Annotated in this window: 11 protein-coding genes; all 11 read left to right on the top strand. The window is 74.6% G+C overall.

Annotated features, from left to right (window positions below):
• Positions 1-216: 216 nt before the first annotated feature.
• The 11 genes from V2S66_RS10860 to V2S66_RS10810 all read left to right on the top strand — a co-directional run bounded on the left by V2S66_RS10860 (position 217) and on the right by V2S66_RS10810 (position 23,460).
• On the top strand, positions 217-6,093 hold the full coding sequence (locus V2S66_RS10860; protein ID WP_330794390.1) for an amino acid adenylation domain-containing protein: 5,877 nt from the start codon (positions 217-219) through the stop codon (positions 6,091-6,093).
• Positions 6,090-10,544: a type I polyketide synthase gene (locus tag V2S66_RS10855; RefSeq protein ID WP_330794389.1), complete on the top strand. Its 4,455-nt coding sequence runs from the start codon at positions 6,090-6,092 to the stop codon at positions 10,542-10,544. The genes V2S66_RS10860 and V2S66_RS10855 overlap by 4 nt, the downstream gene beginning before the upstream one ends.
• 146 nt (positions 10,545-10,690) lie before the next feature.
• Complete coding sequence (locus V2S66_RS10850) at positions 10,691-13,033, top strand: lantibiotic dehydratase (RefSeq protein ID WP_330794388.1); 2,343 nt, start codon at positions 10,691-10,693, stop codon at positions 13,031-13,033.
• 143 nt (positions 13,034-13,176) lie between these two features.
• Entirely contained in the window at positions 13,177-13,575 is a 399-nt protein-coding gene (locus V2S66_RS10845; protein WP_330794387.1) for a VOC family protein, read from the top strand.
• A 67-nt stretch (positions 13,576-13,642) separates the two neighbouring features.
• Positions 13,643-15,022: a hypothetical protein gene (locus tag V2S66_RS10840; RefSeq protein WP_330794386.1), complete on the top strand. Its 1,380-nt coding sequence runs from the start codon at positions 13,643-13,645 to the stop codon at positions 15,020-15,022.
• Positions 15,023-15,081: 59 nt separating this feature from the next.
• Complete coding sequence (locus V2S66_RS10835; protein ID WP_330794385.1) at positions 15,082-16,056, top strand: NADP-dependent oxidoreductase; 975 nt, start codon at positions 15,082-15,084, stop codon at positions 16,054-16,056.
• A 158-nt stretch (positions 16,057-16,214) separates the two neighbouring features.
• Entirely contained in the window at positions 16,215-18,209 is a 1,995-nt protein-coding gene (locus V2S66_RS10830) for an ABC transporter ATP-binding protein (protein ID WP_330794384.1), read from the top strand.
• Positions 18,206-19,990, top strand: coding sequence for an ABC transporter ATP-binding protein (locus V2S66_RS10825; RefSeq protein ID WP_330794383.1), 1,785 nt, complete (start codon positions 18,206-18,208; stop codon positions 19,988-19,990). Before V2S66_RS10830 ends, V2S66_RS10825 begins: the two co-directional genes overlap by 4 nt.
• Positions 19,991-20,163: 173 nt before the next feature.
• Positions 20,164-21,687, top strand: coding sequence for a M28 family peptidase (locus tag V2S66_RS10820; RefSeq protein ID WP_330794382.1), 1,524 nt, complete (start codon positions 20,164-20,166; stop codon positions 21,685-21,687).
• A gap of 193 nt (positions 21,688-21,880) precedes the next feature.
• The gene (locus V2S66_RS10815) at positions 21,881-22,219 is read left to right on the top strand and encodes a YciI family protein (protein WP_330794381.1); all 339 of its coding nucleotides are present in this window, start codon (positions 21,881-21,883) and stop codon (positions 22,217-22,219) included.
• Positions 22,216-23,460, top strand: coding sequence for an RNA polymerase sigma factor (locus V2S66_RS10810; protein ID WP_330794380.1), 1,245 nt, complete (start codon positions 22,216-22,218; stop codon positions 23,458-23,460). Before V2S66_RS10815 ends, V2S66_RS10810 begins: the two co-directional genes overlap by 4 nt.
• Positions 23,461-23,768 lie beyond the last annotated feature (308 nt).

The following is a 23,768-nucleotide window of genomic DNA, read 5'->3' as shown; positions in this document are numbered from 1 at the left end:
CGCACACGGGGACGGTACGCACCACGGGGACGGGCGCGCCGCGCGACGGCGCGACCGGTGGGAGCGCACCGCGGAGACGCAGGACGAGGACGCAGGACGGGAACGCAGGACGGCCGGACGACCAACCGGCCGGCCGACCAGCGGTCGACGACCGGACAGGGGGAAGCCGAACATGCCCGCATTCACGGAACCGGCTCCGGCCGCCCAGGGGGAGGGATGACCGGCGGGGCCGCGCTGCTGCGCGGACCCCGCGTCTCCCACCCCGCACCGCACGGCATTCCCGGGCTGTTCCGCGACCAGCGGCGGCGCACCCCCGGCGCGGTGGCCTGCGCCGACCCCGAGCGCTCCCTCACCTACACCGAACTCGACCGGCTCAGCGACACGGCGGCGGCCGCCGTCCTGCACGCCACCGGCGGCCGCCGCGGCGCGGTCGCGCTACGGATGCCCCGGGGGTGCGACCTGCTCGTCGCCCTGCTGGGCGTGCTCAAGGCGGGCTGCCACTACGTGCCCGTCGCGACCGACGAGCCGGCCGGCCGGGTCGCGGTGATGATGGACGTGGTCCGGCCGCTGTGCACCCTCGTGGCGGCCGGTCAGGAGGGCCTCGCGCCGGCCGGCCCGCCGGCGGTCGTGGTGCCGCGGACCGTACCGTACGGCGACGGCGAACGGGACCCGGCGCCGCTGCGGGCGGTGGCGCCCGACGACCCGGTGTACGCGCTGTTCACGTCGGGCTCCACCGGAGCCCCCAAGGCGGTCCTGGTCGGCGCGGCCGCCCTGAGCAACCGCATCCTGTGGATGGCCGCGGAGTTCGGCGTCGACGCGCACGACCGGGTGCTGCAGAAAACCCCGTACACCTTCGACGTGGCCGGATGGGAGTTCTTCCTGCCGCTGGTCACCGGTGCGGCCTGCGTCTTCGCGCCGGTCGACGCCCACTACGACGCCCGCGCGATCGGCGCGGTCATCGCCCGTGAGGCGGTGACCGTCTGCCACTTCGTACCGACCATGCTGGAGTCGTACCTGCGGCTCGCGCCGGCGGGGCAGGACACCTCGCTGCGGCTGGTCTTCTGCAGCGGGGAGCCGCTGCCGGCCGCGCTCGCCGCCCGCTTCTCGGCCCGGCTCGACGCGCGGCTGCACAACCTCTACGGCCCCACCGAGGCGGCCATCGACGTCACCCACTGGCCGGTGCCGCCGGACATCGCCCCGGACGACGCCGTGTACATCGGCGCTCCCGTCGACAACACCGACCTGCGCGTCCTGGACGCCGGGGGCGCGCCGGTCGCCGACGGCGCACCGGGCGAGCTGTGGATCGGCGGCGTCCAGGTGGCCCTGGGCTACGTCGGGCGCCCCGACCTGACGGATGCGGCGTTCACCGTCAGGGACGGCCTGCGCTGGTACCGCACCGGCGACCTGGTCACCGTCGAGGACGGCCTGATCCGCTACCGGGGCCGTACCGACGCCCAGCTGAAGATCCGCGGGGTGCGCGTCGAGCCGGGCGAGGTCGAGGCGGTGCTTGAGGCCCATCCGGCGGTCGGCCGCGCGGCGGTCGTGCCGGTCGCGTCGCGGGACGGTTCCGGGGCGGAGCTGGTCGCGGTCGCGGTCGCCGCCGCCGGACGGGCGGGTGGCGCCGGGGGCGGCGACGCGGACGACGCCGGGCGCGAGGTGCTCGCGTTCACCGCGGAACGGCTGCCGCGCACCTTCGTCCCGCGAGCGGTGCGCTGGGTCGACCGGCTGCCGCTCACCACCTCGGGCAAGGCCGACCGGCGGCGCATCGCGGAGGAGGCCGAGCAGTGGTGGGCCACCGCGCTCCCGGCCGCCGCGGCGGGCGGCGCCGGGCACCCCGCGGACGCCGGGGACGACCTGGCCCGCGCCTGGTGGGAGGCGCTGCCGACGCCGTCCGGCGCGCGGCGCGACGACCTCGGCTTCCTCACCCTCGGCGGTCATTCGCTGGCCGCGACCACGCTGCTGGCCCGGCTAGCCGCGACCCACGAGGCCGACGTCCCGCTCGCCGCGCTGCTGCGGGACGACATGTCGCTGGCGGGGCTGCGCGAGCTGGTGGCGGGCGCCCCGAACAGCCGTGGTCCGGAGGGGTCTTCGGGTGGCGCGGCCGGTCCCGCCGCGCCCGCTGCCACGCCGCGCGACCGCAGCCCGCTGACGCCCGCGCAGGAGCCGCTCTGGCTGGTCAACCGGGCGCTGGCCGACGACTCCGGCAACAACGTCGTGGGCGCGCTCAGCGTCCCCGCCGAGATCGTCGCGGAGACGCTGCGGACCGCCGTCGGCGACGTGCTCGCGCGGCACGACCTGCTGCGGGCCGCCGTCCGGGTGGAGAGCGGCGTGCCGCACTGGTCCTACGCCCCGCACGCCGACGCCGCGCTCGTCACCAGGCAGGTGACAGGCCCGGTGGACCAGGGGGCGATCGGCGGCTTCGTCGCCGAGATCGCCAAGCGGCCGGTGCCGCTGGACCGGCCGCCGCTGATGACCGTCGGCCTGCTGCGCGGTCCCGCACAGTCGGTCCTCGCCGTCTCGCTCCACCATCTCGTCGCCGACCAGCGCGCCCTCGAACTCGTCGTCGCGGACATCGCCGCCGCCTACTCCGCCAGGACCCGGGGGGCCGCGCCGCACTGGCCGTCCGACGCCCCGAACTTCGCCGACTTCGCGCACCTGCGCGCGGCGAGCGTCGGGTCCCCGTCCTGGCACGCCGATCTCGCCCACTGGGAGCGGCTGTTGGGGGACGCGCCGGTCCGTACGGCGCTGCCGTTCCGGCTGCGCGGACCCTCCGTCCCCACCCTGGACGGCCGTCGGCGCACCGCCGCGTTCGGCGCAGCGGCGAGCGCCACCGTCGACGCCTTCCTGGCGGACAGCGGGCACACCCGCGCGACGTACTTCCTCGCCTGCGTGGCCACGGTGCTCGCCGCCTGGTCGGGCGAGGAGAGCGTCGCCGTGGGCATGCCGGTCAGCCGCCGGGTGCGCCCGCCGGAGGTGGACCTCGTCGGACTCGCCCTCAGCACCGTTCCGTTGTGGCTCGCGGCCGGTGAACAGGCTGACCGCGAAACCCTGTTGCGCCACGTCCGGGACCGCACGCTCGACGCCCTCGACCACGCCACGCCCACCTTCCAGGCGATCGCGCACCGGCTCGGCCTGCCCCCCTCGCCGCGCGACAACCCGCTCTTCCAGGTCTGGTTCAACGACCTGAGCCGGATCGGGCCTGCCCCGGTCCTCGCCGGCGCCCCCGCACACTGGCTGGACGCGGCTCCGCCCGCCGCCCTGTTCGACCTCAACTTCTACCTCCGGTACGGCGAGGACGGCTACCGGCTGGAGCTCATCTGCCGCGACGGCCTCTACGACGACGCGGTCGTCGGCGAACTGCTCCGCCAGGTGGCCGACACCGCCCGACGCTTCGCCGCGATCCCCTCCCCGCCGCCGGCGCCTGAGGCCGGCCCCGACGCTGCGCCCCGGCCCACGCCCGCGCTTGGGCTCGCGCCCGCACCCGTGGCTGCGCCGGGGTCCTGGCCGCCGGCTGCGCCCGGGGATGGGGCTGGGTTCGCGCCTCGGCCCGCGCCTGCGCTTGGGCCCGCGCCCGCTCTCGTGCCTGACCTCGCGCCCTCGCCCGCACCTGCGGCTTCGTCCGAGTCCGTGCCGTCGGCTGCGCCTGCTCTCGTGCCAGCGGCTGCGCCCGAGCCGGCACCCGGACTGGTACCCGAGCCGGCACCCGCACCCGTACCGGAGCCCGTACTCGCTCTCGTGCCCGAGCCGGCATCCGGGGTGGAGCCCGAGCAGGTGTCCGGGGCGGCGTCCGGGCCCGCGGCCGGGCTGGCGCCTGAGCCGGCACCCGGGCTGGAGTCTGTGCCCGCTCCCGTGCCCGAGCCGTCACCCGGGACGGCACCCGCACCCGTACCGGAGCCCGTACTCGCTCTCGTGCCCGAGCCGGCATCCGGGGTGGAGCCCGAGGCCGCCTCCGGGCTGCTGCCCGCACCCGTACCGGCGCCCGTGACCGGGCCGCCGCCTGGGCCGGAGCCCGAGCCCAGCTCCGGCCTGGAGCCCGCGCCGGCGCCCGGGACGGCACCCGCACCCGGACTGGAGCCCGTACTCGCTCTCGTGCCCGAGCCGGCATCCGGGGCGACGCCCGAGGCCGCCTCCGGGCTGCTGCCCGCACCCGTACCGGCGCCCGAGACCGGGCCGCCGCCTGGGCCGGAGCTCGAGCCCAGCTCCGGCCTGGAGCCCGCGCCGGCGCCCGCGGCGCCTGCGCGGTCCGCGCCCGGGGTGCTCGCGCAGATTCGCGCCGCGGCCGCGGCGCGGCCGGATGCCGTTGCGGTGGCGGTCGCCGGGGGCGGGGGCGGCGGCCACGGCGGGAGCCGTACGTACGCGCAGCTCGTGGCCGACTGCGCGCGGGTGGCCGCGGAGGTGCGGGCGGCCGGGGTGGGAGCCGGGGGTGTGGTGGAGCTGCGGGCCGGGCGGACGCCGGATCTACCGGCGGCGCTGCTGGGCGCGTGGGCAGCGGGGGCGGTCGTCGCGGTCGTGGACGCCGGGCTGCCGGACGCGGTGCTCGGCGAGCAGCACACGCTGCTGCGGCCGGCCGCGGTGTGGGCGACGGGGCGCGGCGAGCCGCCGGCGCCTGTGACCGATCCCGCGCCGCGGCCGCTGCCCGGCATCGGGCACGTGCTGTTCACCTCGGGCACCTCGGGCCGCCCGGCGGCGGTCCAGGTGCCGTCGGATTCGCTCGCGGCCACGCTGCACTGGTACGTGCGGGCGTACGGCTTCACCGCGTCCGACCGGGTCGCCATGCTGGGCGGGATCGGGCACGACCCGCTGCTGCGCGACATCCTGGCGCCGCTGACGGTCGGCGGCACGGTCGTCGTGCCGCCGCAGGACGTCTTCGCCGCCCCGGACCGGCTGTTCGCGCTGCTGCGCGAGGAGCGGGTGACCGTCCTGCACGCCACACCGGCGCTGCTGGAGATGATCCTCGCCGCCGCCCACGGCCCGGCCCACGCCGCGCTGGCGGACCTCCGCCTGGTGGTGAGCGCGGGCGCCCCGCTGACCGCGGGCCTGGTCCGCGAGCTGCGCGACGTCACGGCGGCGCCGGTGGTCAACGGGTACGGCGCGACCGAGACGCCGCAGCTCGCGTCGGTCCAGGAGGTGGCCGCCGCGGGCGCACTGCCCCCGGCCGCGCTGCCGGACGAGTCGGTCCTACCCGTCGGCTCGGGCGCGGGCGGCGCCGAACTCCTGGTGCTGAGGCCGGACGGCACGCCCGCCCCGGTGGGCCAGGCCGGCGAGATCGTGGTGCGCTCGCCGCACCTGGCCGCCGGCTACCTGGCCGGGTCCGGCCGGGCCGGCGCCTTCACCGCGGCCGGCGGTCCGGCCTTCCGCGGCGGCGCCGCCTTCCGAACCGGCGACCGGGGCCGGCGCGACCCGTCGGGCGCGGTGGTGCCCGACGGCCGGCTGGACCGCCAGGTCTCGGTGGACGGGCACCGCCTGGACCCCGAACAGGTCGAACGCGTCGCGCTCGGCCACCCCGGCGTGCACCGGGCGCTGGTCCGGCTGCTGCCGACCGCCGCGGGACCCGCGCTGTCCCTGTCGGTCGTCGCCCACCCGGGCGCCGACGCCCCCGTGGTCGCCGAGCTGCGCTCCCACCTGCGCCGCCGGCTGCCGCGCTGGGCGGTCCCCACCGAACTGCGCGTGGTCGACGCCTTCGCCCCCGGCGCGCGGCGCAAGGCAGCGGGCCGGCACGCGGCGATCCCCGCGCCCCGCGCGCCCCGGGACACGCCGGGTGCCGCGTCACTGGCCGAGGAGATCGCACGGCTGCTGCGCGGCATCGTCGGCGCCGACGTGCCGCCCGGCGAGAACTTCTTCGACGCGGGACTGAACTCGATGGCCCTGGTCCGGCTGCACGCGCTGCTGTGCGAACGGCTGGCCGTCGACTTCCCGGTCACCGCGATGTTCGAGCACCCCCATGTGACGGCGCTGGCCCGGTTCCTCGCGGACGGCCCGCGCCCGGTTCCGTTACGGGAGGTCAGGCACCATCCGCGCGACGGCGAAGGGGCCCACCAGCGGCGGCAGTTGCGTCAACGCATCCGACGAGATCTCGATCGAGGGCAGGCATGAGCAATATGGCAGGTCATGAACCCATCGCCGTCATCGGGATGGCGGGCCGCTTCCCGGGAGCCGTCGACCTCGGCCGCTACTGGGCCAATCTGCGCGACGGTGTGGCGTCCATCCGGTTCCCGTCGGACGACGAGCTGCTGGCCGCCGGCGTGCCGGCCGCCTCGCTCACCGCCGCCGACTACGTCAAGGCGCTGGCGACCGCGCCCGACGTCGACGCCTTCGACGCGGAGTTCTTCGGGCTGACGCCCCGCGAGGCACGGATCTGCGACCCGCAGCTCCGGCTGTTCCTCGAATGCGCCCACGCCACCTTGGAGAACGCCGGCTACGACGTCGAAACGCTCGCGGACGTGGGGGTGTTCGGCTCGACCGGCGCCGGCCACTACCTGGACCTGGTGCGGCGCAGCGAGGGGCTCGGCCCGCTCAGCAGGTCCGGTATGTCGCTGACCACCTGGAACTCCACCGACTACCTGACCTCGCTGGTCTCCTACAAGCTGGGCCTGGGCGGGCCGAGCCTGAACGTCGCGACGGCCTGCTCCAGTTCGCTGGTGGCGGTCCACCTGGCGGCGGCGGCGCTGCGCGCGGGCGAGTGCGAACTCGCCCTGGCCGGCGGCGTGGAGGTGGAGCTGCCGCTCGGCCACGGCTACTGGTGGGAGCCCGGCGGCACGCTCAGCCGCGACGGGCACTGCCGCCCCTTCGACAAGTCCGCGTCAGGCACCGTCTACTCCTCCGGTGTCGGCATGGTCGCCCTCAAGCGGCTCTCCGACGCCCTCGCCGACGGCGACCACGTGCGCGCGGTGATCCGCTCCACCGCGGTGAACAACGACGGCGCGGCGAAGGCCGGTTTCGCCGCGCCGAGCGTGACCGGGCAGTCCGCCGCCGTCGCCGAGGCGATGGCGCTGGCCGACGTGGCCCCGCGGGACGTGGGGATGCTGGAGGCGCACGCCACCGGCACGGTGCTCGGCGACCCCATCGAGGTGGCCGCGCTGAAGTCGGCCTACCAGTACCTGGGCGGCGCGGAGACCGGCGGCACCGCGCTCACCTCGGTCAAGGGCAACATCGGCCACACGGTGCACGCCTCGGGCGCGGCCTCCCTGATCAAGGTCGTGCTGTCGCTGGAGAACGAGACCATCCCGCCCAGCGCGGGCTATCAGGACGCCAACCCGGCGCTCGGCATTGACGGTTCGCCGTTCCAGGTGCCCACCGGGGCGGTTCCCTGGCCGCGCACCGACGGGCGCCCGCGCGTCGCCGCCGTCAACTCCTACGGGGTGGGCGGCACCAACGCGCACGCCGTGGTCGAGGAGGCGCCCGCCGCCGCACCCGCCGCCCCGCCGGCCCACGACCGGCCGCGCGTCGTGGTGTGGTCCGCCCGCACCCCGCAGGCCGCCGACCGCTACCGGGACAGCCTGGCCGAGCACTTCGCCGGGCCGGCCGGCGCGGCGTACGCCGGCAGCGTGGCCACCCTGCAGCGCGGCCGGACCCCGTACCCGCACCGCGGCGCGGTCGTCGCGGTCGGCCCGCAGGAGGCCGCCGCGCTGCTCCAGGACCCCAGGTCCGCCGCGCACTTCAGCACGCCGGCCGCCGGGGAGCCCGGCCGGATCACCTTCCTCTTCCCCGGGATGGGCGTGCAGCAGGTCGGGGTGGCCCTCGACCTGTACGAGCGCTCGACCGCCTATGCCGCCGCGTTCGACGAGTGCCTCGACCTGTTCGAGGCGCAGGGCGTGCCGCTGCGCGAGCTGTGGCGTGGCGGCGACGACGAGCGGATCAACGCCCCCGGCGCCTCACAGCCGTTGATCTTCGCCGTCGAGCACTCGCTGGCCAGGGCCTGGCAGGCGTGGGGGATCACGCCGTCCGCGGTGCTCGGCCACAGCCTCGGCGAGATCACCGCGGCGACCGTCGCCGGTGTCTTCACCCTGGAGGACGCCGTCCGCGCGGTGACCGCCCGCTCGCGTGCGCTGCAGGACACCCCGCCCGGCGGCATGCTCGCCGTCGCCGCGTCCCGGGACGACGTGGCACCCTTCCTCACCGGCGGCGTACGGCTCGCGGTGGTCAACGGCCCCCGCCAGGTGGTCGTCGCCGGGCCCGCGGAGGAACTCGTCGAGACCGGGGCGGCGTTGCGGCGTGCCGGACTGGCCAGCCGTGCGCTGCGCACCACCCACGCCTCCCACGCGCCGGTCGCCGCCCCCGCCGTGCCCGCCTTCGCGCAGGCGCTGCGCGGCATGCGCCTGTCCGCGCCCGTCGTCGACTTCTACTCGGCGGCCCGCGGCCGGCCGGCCGGCGCGGAGGAGGTCACCGACCCGGAGTTCTGGTCCCGCCAGCTCGTCGAGCCGGTGAACTTCGCCGACGCCCTGGACGCGCTCACCGCCGCCGAGGGGCGGCAGGTGATGATCGAGGCCGGTCCCGGCCGCGCGCTGACCGCCGTGGTCCGCCAGCACCCCTCGGTCGCCGACGGCCGCCACACGGTGCTGCCGACCCTCGCCCAGCGCAGGACCGACCCGCTGGCGGAGGTGCGGTCCGCGCTGGCCGCCGTCGCCGCCGTGTGGACCGAGGGCCACCCGGTGGACTGGGCCGCGGTGGAGGACCTCGCCGAGGTCGCCAGGACCCCGGTCCCCGGCTACCCGTACGAGCGCGAGCGGCACTGGGTCGACGTGGCGCCCGCCGCCGGCGGCGCGGACGGCGCGGACGCCGCGGGGGACGCCTCCTCGCCGTTCAGCCTGCTCGGCTGGCAGGAGCGGCACCGCCGCCCGGCGCCGGCCTCGGACGGCGCCGCCCTGGCCGTCGCGCTGCTCCCGCAGGACGAGGAGCGGGCGAGGACCGTCACCGCGGCGCTCGCCGAGGCCGGACTCGACGTCGTCGCGCTGCGGCCGGGCGCCGAGTACCAGGCGGCCGGGCGGGAGTTCACCGTGCGCCCCGGCGAACCGTGGGACCTGGCCCGGGTGTTCAGGGCGCTGAAGGAGAGCGGTGACGCGCCCGCGCTGCTCGTCCACGCGGCCACCCTGCTGGTCAGGGCAGGCACCGGCCCCGGCGCGGCGGACGGCGGCGGCGTCAGCGGTCCCGGCGCCGACGGCGGTCGCGGCGGTCTCGGCGGCGGGCTGCAGGACCAGCTCGCCCTGGGGTTCTCCGCCGCGTCGGAACTGGTCCGCCAGGCGTCCCGGGCGTCAGCGGGCGGACCGCGCCCCGACCTCCTGGTGCTGACCGAGCGCGCCGTGGACGTCAGCGGCCACGACCCGCTGCGACCCGCCAACGCCGCGCTCACCGCGCTGGTCAGCACGCTGCCGGGCGAGGACGTGGTGGCGCGCGCCCGGCTCGTGGACCTCGGGGACTCGGTGGCCGCGCACGACCTCGCGGACGAGCTGCGGAACCGCGGCGGCGACCCCCTGGTCGCCCTGCGCGGCGACCGCCGCTGGATCCCGGTGGAGCGCCCGCTCCCGCTCACGCCGAGCCAGGAGCCGCCGCTGCGCGACCGCGGCGTCTACCTCGTCACCGGCGGCACCGGCGGTCTCGGCGGGGTGGTGGCCAGGGAGCTGGCCAGGACCGGGCAGCGCCCGGTGCTGATCCTCACCGGGCGCAAGGCGTCGCCGCGGCCCGAACTCCTCGCCGAACTCGGCGACCTCGGCGCCACCGCCGAGGTCGCCGCCTGCGACGTCACCGACCAGGCGGCGCTGGCCGCCCTGGTCGACGACGTCAGCCGGCGGCACGGCCCGGTCAACGGCGTCTTCCACCTGGCCGGCGTGGCCGGCAGCGGCATGGTCGCCTTCACCTCGACCGCCAAGGCGGCAGCCGCCTTCGACCCCAAGGTGCTGGGCACTCTCGCGCTGGGCCGGGTGTTCGCCGACCGGCCGCCGCTCGACCTGTTCGTCGCCTTCTCCAGCCGCTCGGTCCTGGAGGGGGTGACCGGCGGCGCCGACTACGCCGCCGCGAACGCGGTGCTCGACGCCCTGGTCCGCTCCGGCGTGCCGGCCGCCGGCCGGCTGCTGACCGTCGCCTGGCCGCGCTGGCGGGACATCGGCATGGGCGTGCCGGTCGAGCCGGGCGTGGGGCTGGACCCCGACCGCGGCGGCGCGCTGCTGATGGAGCTGCTCGACGCGAGGACGCCGCGGCAGATCGCCGTCCGGCACTTCGTCGACGGGCGCCCGACCGCGGTGCACCCGGCGGCCCGCGCCCAGGCCGCGGCGCCCCGGCCGGCGCCCGCCGCCGCGGTGTCGGCCGCGCGCGGCCGCGGCGGCCCGCTGACCACCGCGGACCGGCTGGGCGCGCTGTGGACGGCGCTGCTGGGCCGCGGCGAGATCGGGCACGACGCGGACTTCTTCGACCTGGGCGGCAACTCGCTGACCGCGGTGGAGCTGATGACGCGGGTGCGCGGCGAGTTCGGGGTCGACCTCGGCATCGTCGTGCTGTTCGACCACCCCACTCTGGAGGCCCTGGCCGACCAGATCGACCGGCGGGAGGCGTGATGGCCACGCAGCACACGGACGCGCACGCATCGGACGCGCACGCATCGGACGCGCACGCAACGGGCGCGGGCGCACCGGGGCAGCCCGCCCCGGTCCCGCCGGCCCCCGGCCAGCCGGCCCCGGACCGGCCGGCCGGGGACGGACCCGTGCGGCCGCCGCACGACGCCGCACCCGACGGGCACCTGATCCCGTTCACCGGCACCGGCTGGGCCACCTGGCGTGACGTGGTGCTGCGCGGCACCGGCTTCCCCGCCGAGAGCGTGCAGGCGCTGACCGACGCCGCGCTGGCCGCCGCCGCCGACGAGGCGGCCGCCGACCCCGCCCGCCTCGACGCCTACCGGGCGGAGTTCACGGCCGCCGCCGACCGGCTGTCCGCCGCGGTGCGCACCGTCGCGCGGGACCCGCGGTTCCGCGAGGCCGTCGCCTGGCAGAACCCGAAACTCCTCAAACTCTGCCTGGACAAGCTCGCGGCCGGCGAGCCGCGCAACGTCCGCGGCCGCAACCACGAGCTGACGGTGGCCAGTTACCTCCAGCGCTACGGCCTGAAGAACGACACCATCGGCTTCGTCGGACCGGTCGGCTGGGCGCGCTGGACCGACGAGGGCGAGCCGCTCGCGGTACGGGTCGGGGAAGACTTCCTGGCCCGACGCACCGTCTACTTCGAGATCTGGGCGATCGACGCGCTCGCCCGTGCCCTCTCCGCGGACCCGGAGGTGCGGCCGTGGCTGGTGCCCCGGCTGTTCGCCGCGCACCAGCTGGAGGGCTCCACCCTGCACGTGCCCGGCCGGGCGCCGGTGACGCTGACCCCCGCCGAGTCCGAGGTGCTCGCACTGGTCGACGGCGTGCGCAGCGTCCAGGACGTCGCGGCGGAGCTGACCTGGTCGGAGTTCCCCGAACTCGCCGAGCCCGCCGCGCTGCTGGCCGCGTACGACGAGCTGGTCGAGCGCGGACTGCTCCGCCTCGACCTGGTCGGCGCGATCGAGGCGTTCCCCGAACGCACCCTGATCGGGCGGCTGGAGCGGATCAAGGACCCCGAGGTGCGCGAGCGGGCGCTGGCCGTGGTGGGCCGGCTGGTCGACGCCAGGGACCGGGTCGCCGCCGCGGCGGGCGACGACGTGGCGCTCGAAGCGGCGCTCACCGTGCTCGGCGACACCTTCCAGGACATCACCGGCCTGGACGGGGAGCGCCGCGCGGGACTGACCTACGCGGGACGCACCCTGGTGTACGAGGACACCGTCCGCGGCGTCCGCACCACCATGGGCCCCGGCCTGCGCGACGCGCTGTCCCGCCCGCTGTCGCTGCTGCTGGACAGCGCCCGCTGGCTGGTCACCCAGATCGGCGAGGAGTACGACCGGCTGTTCACGGAGCTGTACGAGCGCCGGGTCGCCCAGTCCGGCAGCCCGGTGGTGCCGCTCGCGGCGATCCTCAGCCTGGCCACCCCGCAGCTGTTCTTCAACATGCGGGCGCTGTCCAAGCCGGTGCGGCGCGCCGTCGACGAGTTCCAGCGCCGCTGGGCCGCGGTCCTGCAACTCCCGCAGGACGCCCGCGAGGTGCAGCTGGACAGCGCCGAACTCGCCGGCCGGGTCGCCGAGTCCTTCCCGCCGCGCCCGGTGCCGTGGGTCACCGCCATCCACCACTCGCCCGACTTCATGCTCGCCGCCGCCGACGAGGCCGCCGTCGCCCGCGGCGACTACCTGTTCGTGCTCGGCGAACTCCACCTGTCCTTCAACACCATGGAGAGCAGGGTCTTCGTCCAGCAGCACGACGACCCGCCGACGATGCTCGCGTCCGCCGAGGCCGACCTCGGCGGCCGGCGGATCTACGGCATCCCGTCCCGCGAGGTGCCCGGCGTCAGCTCCCGGGTCTCGCCGCCGTCCGCGCTGCTGTCGCCCGGCTACACGTACTGGACGATGCACCCCGAGTCGGTCCTGCCGCCCGGTCCGATCATGCCGGCCGCCGACCTGGAGGTGCTCCGCGAGGGCGACCGGCTGATCGCCCGGTCCCGCACCGGCTCCTTCCGGGCGCCGCTGTCCAAGATGTTCGGCGAACCGCTGGCGGCCGCCGCGGTCAACGCGTTCAAGCCGGTGTCGCGCGGCGCACACAGCCCGCGGATCACCATCGACCGGCTGGTCATCGCCCGCGAGTCGTGGAGCTTCCCGGCCGCGGACGTCGGCTGGGCGGCGGTGAAGTCCGAGTCCGACCGCTTCCTCGCCGCACGCCGCTGGCGGATCGAGCACGGCCTGCCCGAACGCGCCTTCTACAAGGTGCCGGTGGAGGACAAGCCGACCTTCGTGGACTTCTCCAGCCTGGTCTACGTCAACATCCTCGCCAAGTCGATCCGCAGGTCGGCGGAGGAGGAGAACGGCTCGGTGAGCCTGACCGAGATGCTCCCCGACCGCTCCGAGCTGTGGCTGCGCGACGCCCAAGGCGCCCGCTACACCTCGGAGTTCCGCATCCTGGCGGTCGACCGGGTGGCGGAGGAGGGCTGAGCCGGCGGGGCGCGGTGGCGAGTTGGGATCAGGGTGTCCAGCCCGCTGCCGCCCGTTCGTCGTAGGGGTCGTAGGAGAGAAAGCAAGGCCGGGCCGCCACGGAGCGGCTCGGCGGGCACCGCGAGCACAGCAGAGGAGCGCACGTGATCAAGGCACTGAGCGAGATCGAGGTCATCACCCTGTTCGTGGAGGACATCTCCGCGGCCAAGACCTTCTACACGGAGGTATTCGGCCTGGAGGTCATCTACCAGGACGACGTGTCCGCGGTCGTGAAGCTGAACAACCTGATGATCAACCTGCTGGCGGTCTCGGAGGCGCACGGCCTCATCGCGCCCGCCGGCGTCGCCGGCTCGGGGACCGGTGCGCGCGCGCTCCTCACGATCAACGTGAAGGACGCGAACGCCGTCGCCGCGGAGCTGGAGCAGCACGGCGTGAAGCTGATCAACGGGCCGGTGGACCAGCCCTGGGGCCGGCGCACCGCCGCCTTCGCCGACCCGGCGGGCAACCTCTGGGAGATCGCCCAGGAGATCTCGCAGGACTGACCGCCCCGATCGTCCGACGCAAACCTCCAGCCGCCCGCAGTCTCCCGAGAGATCGAGGACCCCGCAGATGTCTGAAGTTGTCGAGCTCATCGTCCCCAACAGTGCCGAGTACCACCTGCGCAACCCCGCGCTGAACCTCACCGGCGACGAGCGGGAGCGCGTGGTGCGCTTCAGCGGCACCTACGAGTGCGAGCACGCGGTCTTCTGGACCGACAACCCGCGGGTGATGGTCCTGCCGGTCGGCTGGAACGAGCAGTGGTACGCCGACATCCACCGGGAACTGGGCCTGGCGCCCGCCCCGGTGGTGTCGCCGGCCATGCGCACCGGCCTGCTCGTCGAGGACCTGCTGAAGGACGGTGACGCCCAGGGCGAGCTGCGCGGCCACCTGTCCGGCTACGACACCGTGCGGCTGCTGATCGTCGGCCCGACCCCGGAGACGTACCTGCTCGCCGCGATGCTGCGCGGCTGGGGCCTGACCGTGGAGCTCGACCACCTCCCGGAGGACGACTACTGGGCCAGCCTCTACCTGGACTCCAAGGTCAGTGCGCTCGACCTGGCCAGGCAGCTGCCGGACATCCGGGTCGCGCAGGGCATGGTCGTCGGCAACTGGGTCGAACTGCGCGGCGCGCTGCGGTCGATGACCGCGCAGCACGGCAAGGTGATCGCCCGCACCCTGTTCGGCGTCGCCGGCGACGGCTCCGCCGTCGTCTCCGACACGCCGGGCAGCGTCGAGGAGTTCCTCGACAACGCGGCCCGCGACTCCTTCTTCGCCTTCCCCATCCTGATCCAGGAGTTCGTCGCGCACGCCGACGGCATCGGCTGTCCGGCCGCGGACATCCTGATCGGCGAGGACGGCGTGGAGGACGTCGTGCTCTGCACGCTCACCGTCGAGCACGGCTACTCCTTCCGCAGCGTGGACGTCGGCGAGGGCGCGCTCCCCGCGGTGTGGGGCGAGCGGCTCACCCGTACCGCCCACGAACTGGGCGCCGCCGCCCACAAGCTGGGCTACCGCGGCTGGATGTGCTGCGACTGCGTGGCCGGCGCCGACGACCAGCTGTACGTCACCGAGATCAACGCCCGGCGCAGCGGCTCCCTGCACGCCGGCGGCCTGCTGCGGATGTGGGGCGCGGAGAAGGAACTCACCCTGTCCGCGCACTTCATGATGCCCGTCGCGGACGGCACCACGTACGAGGAGCACATCCGGCCGGTCTTCCAGCGGCTGTGGAAGTCCGGGGTGCGCGCGTACCCGACGAGCGTGCGGGCGCTGCCGTGGCCCGACCCGATCATCGCGGTCATCGCGGCGGCCCCGACGGCCGCGGAGGCCCACAAGATCGTCGCGGACATCCGGCAGGGCATCCACGAGCTGGCCGGGCCGCCGTCCGCCGAGCACCCGCTGGCGGCGGAGAGCGCGGACCCGGTGGAGCTGCCGGTGGCCAGCGGCGCCTGACGACCCCGCACGACGATCGACGCACCCGCACCACTCGTCGCCGCTAAGGAGAGGTTGCCGTGAGACGCAGTCGCGAAGTGCACCTGGTGTCGCGCCCGACCGGGCGGCTGCCCGCGCCCGGCGACGTGAAGATGGTCGAGGTGGCGGTGCCCGCGCCGGCCCCCGGCCAGGTCGTCGTCCGCAATCTGTACATGTCCATCGACCCCGGGCTGCTGCTGCGGATGAACGACCTCAGCAAGGTCGACATCCCCGACTTCCAGCCCGGGGAGGCGATGTGGAGCGACGCGATCGGCGAGGTGGTGGAGTCCGAGGACGACCGGCTGTCCGCCGGCGACTTCGTGTGGCACCGCTTCGGCTTCCGCGACTACGTGGTCGAGGACGCCGGCGAGTTCCGCCGGGTCGACCCCGAACGCTACCCCTCGCTCACCCACCACCTGTGCTTCGGGCAGACCGCCTACGTCGGCACGCACGTCGCACAGATCCAGCAGGGCGACACCTTCTGGGTGTCGAGCGCGGCCGGGGGAGTGGGGACCATGGCCGGGCAGATCGCCCGGCTGCGCGGCGCCACCCGGGTGATCGGCTCGGCGGGCACGCCGGAGAAGGCCGCGTACCTGCGCGACACCCTCGGTTTCGACGTGGCCTTCGACTACCACGACGGCTTCCGGCAGCACCTGGACGGCCTCGACGTCTACTACGACAACGTCGGCGGCACCCACCTGGAGGCGGCCATCGACGCGCTGAAGCCGCGCGGCCGGATCGTCATGGGCGGCGGCATGCAGGAGATCAGGACCGGCGTGCCGCAGGGGCCGCGGAACATCCTGGCGGTGATCGGCAAGCGGCTGAGCCTGCTCGGCTACTACACCTTCGACCACACCGACCTGTTCCCCGAGTTCGACGAGCGGTTCCCCCGCTGGGTGCGCTCGGGGGAGATCATCGTCGCCGAGACGATCGTGGACGGCCTGGAGAACGGCGTCACCGCCGCGGTCAACCTGCTCAACGGCGTCTACACCGGAAAGGTCGTGCTGCGCATCTGAGCCGGCATGTCCATCCGGCGGGCTCCGGTTCGTCGACGCAAGCACGAGGTGAGCGATGACCATGACGCTGATGCGAGGCACGGAGGACCGATGACACACGATCTGGAACGCGGCGCGACCGCCCGCGACCGCGCGCGCCGCCGGGAAGGACGTGTGCGGTGACATCCCGCAAGGAACGCGGCGTGCCCGCCGAACTGGCCCTCGCACGCGTCGACATCACCGTGCTCACCCGGCGCGCCGGCGCGCCGCTGATCATCCTCGACGTGCTGGTGAACGTGCTGCTGGGCGCGCTGCCCGTGGTGTTCGTCGTCGCCGCCGCCGTGGTCCTCGGCCGGGTGCCGGCCGCGGTCGACGGCGGCCTGGGCTCGCACGCCTGGGACTCGCTGCTCGACGCCTTCTTCGTCGCCGCCGGTGCCTTCATCGGCCAGCAGATCGTGGCGCCGGTACGGGAGTCCGTCGGCGACCTGGTGGCCCGCCAGGTCGACGGCAAGGTGATCGACGACGTGATGGCCGCGGCCACCAGCACCACCGGCGTGGGACCGCTGGAGGACCCGCGGGTCGTCGAGGACCTGCGCACCGCGGCGCGCGAGCTGGAGACCTGGGTGCAGAGTCCCGGCCAGGCGTGCGCCGGACAGCTCGCGCTGATCGGCCGCTACACCCAGCTCGCCGGGTACGCGGGCGTGGTCGGCGCGGTGTTCTCCTGGCTGGCCGCGGCCGGACTCGTCGTCGCCGTGATGCTCTTCCGCTACGGACTGCGCGGGGGCCTGCGCAAGTACGCCGACGTCCGCTTCGAGCTCGACGGCGCCGAGCTGAAGAACGACTACCTGCGCGCGCTGGCCATCGACGCCGACGCGGCCAAGGAGATCAGGGTCTTCGGCCTCATCGACTGGTTCCGCGAGCTGTGGCGGCAGAGCTACCTGGAGTGGCTGAAGCCGCTGTGGGCGGCCCGGCGGCGGATCTACCTGTGGCCGTTCGTCTGGTTCACCGCCTGGGGGATGGCCGTCACCGCGTCGGTGATGGCGCTCGCCGGCCACACGGCCGCCGACCCCGGCTCCGACCTGAGCCTCACCGACTTCGTCATGGTCATCACCGCCGCGCTCAGCGCGCTGAGCCTCGGCGAGTTCTACCGCGAGTCCGACCTGCCGACCGCGGTCGGCATGCACGCCTACGACGCGGTGCGCCGCTTCTTCTCCGGCCTCGCCGCCGGCGAGCCGGCCGCCCGGGTGCCCGCCGCCCGCGAGTCCGCCGCCGACTCCACCGCCCCCGGGACGCCCGCTGCGGACGCCGCCACGGTGCCCGAGCCGTCCGGCACCATCCGCTTCGACAAGGTGAGCTTCCACTACCCGGGCCAGCAGCGCATGATCCTCGACGAGCTGGACCTCACCCTGCCGATCGGCCGGTGCACCGCCCTGGTCGGGGTGAACGGCGCCGGCAAGACCACGCTGGTGAAGCTGCTCGCCCGGCTGCACGAGCCGACCTCGGGCGCGATCCTGCTGGACGGCGTCGACATCCGCAGCTACCCGGTGGACGCCTGGCGGGCCAAACTCGGCGTGATCTTCCAGGACTTCGCCCGCTACGAGGTCTCCGCCGCCGACAACGTCGCCTTCGGGTCCGTCGCGCACATCGGCGACCGGGCCGGAGTGCGGGCCGTGGTGGAGGCCGTCGGCCTCGCCGACGCGCTCGACGCGCTGCCCCGCGGCATGGACACCCCGCTGGCCCGGCACCTGGAGGGCGGCGCGGACCTGTCCGGCGGGCAGTGGCAGCGGATCGCCCTGGCGCGCGCCCTGTTCGCGCTGCGCAACGGCTCGCCCGTGCTGGTGCTCGACGAGCCCACCGCGAGCCTGGACGTGCGCGCCGAGGCGGGGTTCTTCAAGGAGTTCACCGACCTCGCGCACGGCGCCACCACGCTGCTGATCTCGCACCGGTTCTCCACCGTGCGGCAGGCCGACCTGATCGTGGTGCTGGAGGACGGCCGGGTCACCGAGCACGGCAGCCACGAGGAGCTGCTCGCCGCCGACGGCCGGTACGCGCACCTGTTCCGGCTCCAGGCCGACCGCTTCACCGACTCCGAGGACGCCGGCTCCGAGGACGACCCCGGCGGCGGCAAGGACGCCGCGGCGCCGAGCGAAGAGACCGTGGGGAGGGCGCTGTGAAGGAGACGCTGACCGGTTCCTGGAGGGTCCTCGGGATCGCCTGGAAGGTCGACTGGCGCAAGACCGTCACCGCGATCGTGCTGATGATGGCCGGCGCGGTGGCGGCACCGCTGCTCGCCGCCTTCCTCGGCCTGATGACCAACGCCGTCGTCGACGGCAGGTCCGGCGACGCCGCCTGGTACGGGGTGACGGTGGCGGTGCTCGCCATCGTCACGCTCTCCTTCGGCAACTTCGCCCACGTCGCCTACTTCGAACTCGCCGAACTCGCCGAACTCGACTTCGTCGAGGACCTGATGAGGCTCTCCAACGGCTCGGAGGGCATCGAGCACCACGAGCGCTCCGACTACGCCGACATGCTGACCGTGCTGGGACCGGAGAGCCGGCGCTTCCCCAACGCGCTGCAGGCGCTCTTCAGCACCTTCGGACTGATCCTCGCGGTGATCTTCACCGCGGTGCTGCTGGCCCGGCTGAACCCGCTCCTGCTGCTGCTCCCGGTCGCCGCGGTGCCGCCGCTGCTGGCCGGCCGCAGGGCGGAGAAGATCAACGACCAGGCCAGGACCGACACCGCCGAGTCCACCCGGATCGCGCTCAACCTCTTCCGGCTGGCGTCCTCCGCGCGCTACGCGGGCGAGCTGCGCGTCTTCCAGATGAGCGGCGAACTGCGCCGCCGCCACGCCGAGCTGTGGGCCGCGACCAGCCGCGGGCTGTGGCGGGCGGGCAACAAGGCGGCGCTGGTGCGGGCCGGCGGCCAGATGGTCTTCGGGCTGGCCTACATGGGCGCGATGATCCTGGTGATCCGCGAGGCCATCACCGGCCACCACCGGGTCGGCGACGTCGTGCTGGTGATCTCGCTGGCCACCCAGGTCAACCGGCAGGTCGCCGCCGCGGTGAGCCTGCTCAGCGACCTGCAGCGGATGGCGGGCACGCTGCGCCGGATGGACACCGTGCGCGAGCTGGTGGCGGTGTCGGCGGCGCTGCCGGTGGACCGCACCCCCGAGGAGCGGCTGACCCGCGGCATCGAACTGGAGGGCGTCGACTTCTCCTACCCGGGCACCGACACCCAGGTGCTCAGCGACGTCTCGCTCACCCTGCCGGCAGGCGCCACGGTCGCCATCGTCGGCGAGAACGGCGCGGGCAAGAGCACCCTGGTCAAGCTGCTGTGCGGGCTGTACCGGCCGTCGCAGGGCCGCATCCTGGTCGACGGCACCGACCTGCGGAGGCTGCCCGCCGACCAGTGGCGGCAGCGCATCGCCGCCGGCTTCCAGGACTTCGTACGCTACGAACTGACGGCGGGGCGGACGGTCGGGCTCGGCGACCTGCCGCACCTCGACGACGCGCCGGCCGTGACCGCCGCGCTGGGGAAGGCCCACGCCGACGACGTCATCGCCCAGCTGGAGTCGGGCCTGGACACCCAGCTGGGCACCAGCTACACCGAGGGCGCGGAGCTGTCCGGCGGCCAGTGGCAGAAGCTGGCACTCGGCCGCGCGCTGATGCGCGAGACACCGCTGCTGCTGGTGCTCGACGAGCCGACGTCCGCGCTGGACCCGGAGGCCGAGCACCACCTCTTCGAGCGGTACGCGGCGCAGGCCCGCCAGGTCCGCGAGACCACCGGCGCGATCACCCTCTTCGTCTCGCACCGCTTCTCCACCGTCCGGATGGCCGACCTGATCGTCGTCGTCAAGGACGGCCGGGTGGTGGAGACCGGCGACCACCAGACCCTCATCCAGGGCGGCGGCCTGTACGCGGAGCTCTTCGAGCTGCAGGCGCTCGCCTACAAGTAGACCAGCGGGCCCGGGAGGACCCGCCGCTCCACCGCACCATCCCGCACCACCGGCACCACCGGCAGGACCGCAGGACCGCACCACACGGCGCGCATTCCGCCTCACGGCGGGGTGCGCGCCGTCCGACTGTAAGGCCCCTGTTGCACCAGATGCAGGAAGACGTAGGAGGGATCATGCGAAGACGCTTCGCGATGCTCATCACCATGGCGACCGTCGCCGCGGTCGGTATGACCGCACAGCCGGCCGCCACCGCCGCCACCGCGGGCCGCGGCCAGGACCACGGCGTACCGACGTCCGTCGAGGCCAAGGCCCTGGCGAGGAGCGTCACCAGCCGGGGCATCCTCGCCCACGAACAGGCGCTGGCACGAATAGCCGACCACAACGACGAGATGCGCGCGTCCGGCACGCCCGGCTACGAGGCCGCGGCCCGCTACGTCGCCGGAACGCTGCGCGACGCCGGGTACACGGTCAACGAGCAGCGCTTCACCTTCCCGTTCTACAACGAGCTGGCTCCGCCGGTGGTCGACGAGGTGTCCCCGGCGACCGCCTCCTTCACCACCACGACGTTCGCGTACTCCGGCAGCGGGGACGTGACCGGCCCGCTGGTCCCGACCACCAACGTGATGGTGCCGCCCGCGCCGACACCCTCGTCCAGCTCCGGATGCGATGTCGCGGACTTCCCGCCGGTCGGCCCCGGGGAGCGGCCGATCGCGCTGATCCAGCGCGGCACCTGCGCGTTCGAGACCAAGGTGCTCAACGCCGAGGCGGCGGGCTACGCCGCGGTGGTCATCTTCAACGAGGGGCAGCCGGGCCGTGACCAGGCCGACGGCGGCACCATCGGTGAGAGCGTCGGCATCCCGGTCGTCGGGATGCTCAGCTACGCGGACGGCGCCTCGCTGTACTCCGCGGCCAAGGCGGGGCCGGTCACCGTCCACGTGCGCACCAGCACGCAGAACGACCCGAACGCCACGACCGAGAACATCGTCGCCGAGAGCAAGGGCGGCGACCCGCGGCACGTGCTGCTGGTGCACGCCCCGCTGGACGCGCTGCCCACCGGTCCCGGCATCAACGAGGACGGCAGCGGCGTGGCGACCGCGCTGGAGATCGCCGAGCAGATCCACCGGCTGCACCTGAACCCGACGTACAAGATCCGTTTCGTCTTCTTCGGCGCCGAGGAGACCCGCGCGGTGCGGGACGAGACCGGGGCGATCGGACTGCAGGGTTCCTACCACTACGTGCAGACGCTGAGCCCGGCCCAACTCGGGCGCATCTACGCGGCGATCGACCTGGACTCGATCGGCTCGCCGAACTACGCCAGGTTCGTCTTCAACGGCGACGGGCCGGCCGGCTCGGTGCAGATCCAGCAGCTGTTCGAGAACTGGTTCACCGCGCGTCACCTGGCCACCGAGCCGATCGAGCCGACCACCTTCGACGGCTCCTCGCTCGGCCCGCTGATCGACGCGGGGGTCCCGACCGGCGGCCTGTTCGGCGGCGCCGCGGACCTCAAGACCCCCGAGGAGGCTGCCACTTACGGGGGAACGGCCGGGGTGTCGTATGACGCCTGCTTCCACCAGGCGTGCGACGACATCCACAACCTGAACCCCAAGGCGCTGTCGGAGTTCAGCGGCGCGGCGGCCGACGTCATCTGGCGGCTCGCCGCGCAGGGCCTGCCGCCGGCCGGGGCGGCCACCCCGTAGCACCCCGCGGCAGGCGGTCCGGTGGGATCACCCTTTTCCCGAATGTCCTTTCCCCGGCGACCGGTTCGTCGAGGTGAAGGGGGGATGCGGAACGATTCCCACCGGACCGCCGGGTGTCATCACCGGACGACTGCGGGCGCCGCGCCGTAGGATCAGGTCTGCCGCGCAAGGGCCCGACTGGAGGTACGAACCGATGAAGTTCATGCTCTTCGTCTGCGTAGACAAGGCCGTCTACGACCGCGAGCCCCTGGAGCCGGTCGAACCGGACGAACCGATGCCCTGGGCCGACGAGTTGGACGCCGCCGGGATCCGGCTGCACGGCGACGAGCTGCGCCCGTACCGGGACGCCACCACGGTGCGCGTGCGCGGCGGCGAAGTGCTGCTCGCCGACGGGCCGTTCGCGGAGACCAAGGAGGTCATCGCCGGCTACGACATCATCGACTGCGCCGACGAGAAGGAGGCGATCGAGATCGCCTCCCGCCACCCGGTGGCGCTCACCGGCCGGATCGAGATCCGCCCCTTCCGCGGGTGAACGTCGAGGCGGCCGTCGCGACGACCTTCCGGGCCGAGTGGGCCCGGGTGGTCGCCACGCTGATCCGCACCACCGGCGACTGGGACCTGGCCGAGGAGTGCGCTCAGGACGCGTTCACCCAGGCGCTGGCCAAGTGGCCGAGGGACGGCGTGCCGGCCCGCCCGGGCGCCTGGATCGTCACGACCGCCCGCAACCGGGCGATCGACAAGCTCAGACGGCGCAGCGTCGAGGCGGTCAAACTCCGCCAGATCGCCCTCGACCTGCGCCACGACGAGGAGCGGGCGCCGGACGACCCCGACGACATCGAGGACGACCGGCTGCGGCTGATGTTCACCTGCTGCCACCCCGCGCTGCCGCTGCCCGCCCGGGTGGCGCTGACGCTGCGCACGCTCGCCGGTCTGACCACCGCGGAGACCGCCAGGGCCTGCCTGGTCTCGGAGCAGACCATGGCCAAGCGCCTGGTCCGCGGCAAGGAGAAGATCCGGCACTCCCAGATCCCCTACCGGGTGCCGCCCGCGCACCTGCTGCCGGAGCGGCTGCCGGGCGTGCTGGCGGTGCTGTACCTGCTGTTCAACGAGGGCTACACCGCGACGACCGGCGCCGACCTGCTCCGCCCCGACCTGTGCGCCGAGGCGATCCGGCTGGTCAGGCTGCTGGCCCGGCTGATGCCCGACCAGCCGGAGGTGCTCGGCCTGAACGCGCTGATGCTGCTGCACCACGCCCGGCGCGACGCCCGGGTCAGCGGCGCCGGCGAACTCGTGCCGCTGGCCGAGCAGGACCGCTCCTCCTGGCAGCGCGGCGAGATCGAGGAGGGCATCGCCGTGCTGGAGTCCGCGCTGGACCGCGGGGACGTCGGCCCGTACCAGTTGCAGGCCACCATCGCGGCCTGCCACGCCACCGCCACCTCCGAGGCGGACACCGACTGGGCGGCGATCGCCCACCTCTACCGCAGGCTCGCCGAGGTCATGCCGTCCCCGGTGGTGGAGCTGAACCGGGCGGTGGCCATCGCCATGGCGGAGGGGCCCGCCGCCGGCCTCGCCCTCGTCGACGACCTCTCCGCGGCGTGCAAGCTCGACGGCTACCACCTGCTGCCCGCGGTCCGCGCCGACCTGCTGCGCCGGCTCAGCCGCTGGGACGAGGCGGCGCAGGCGTACCAGAGCGCCCTGCAACTCGCCGCGACCGACACCGAGCGCAAGTACCTCGCCCGCCGGCTGGCCGAGATCGGCGCCGACGCGGGCTGACGCCGGACGTCGCCTCACGGGCCGCCGGGCGGGGCGAGGTCGCCGCCGCGATCACCGGACTGACCTGTTGTTTCCGGTACTTGAAGAAGAAAGCGTTCTCGTGGCGAGGCCGCCGCGTCCTTGTCTTCACTTCCTGAAGGGACGGGCGAGCGCCGCTCCCGGGTCAAGTCCCTGCCGCAATGCTGGTACAGCCCTTGACCGGGTCCCGTCAGGCGAGTTCAATCACATCCGCACCACCGGACGTTCGCCCTCCGCCGGCAAGGGGTGCGTCCATGTTTCGAAACCTTCGGCCTTTCCCCGTACCCACC

The organism is Actinacidiphila polyblastidii, from assembly GCF_036353415.1.
GTDB lineage: Bacteria > Actinomycetota > Actinomycetes > Streptomycetales > Streptomycetaceae > Actinacidiphila > Actinacidiphila polyblastidii.
This window is presented reverse-complemented; position numbering and strand designations above follow the sequence as displayed.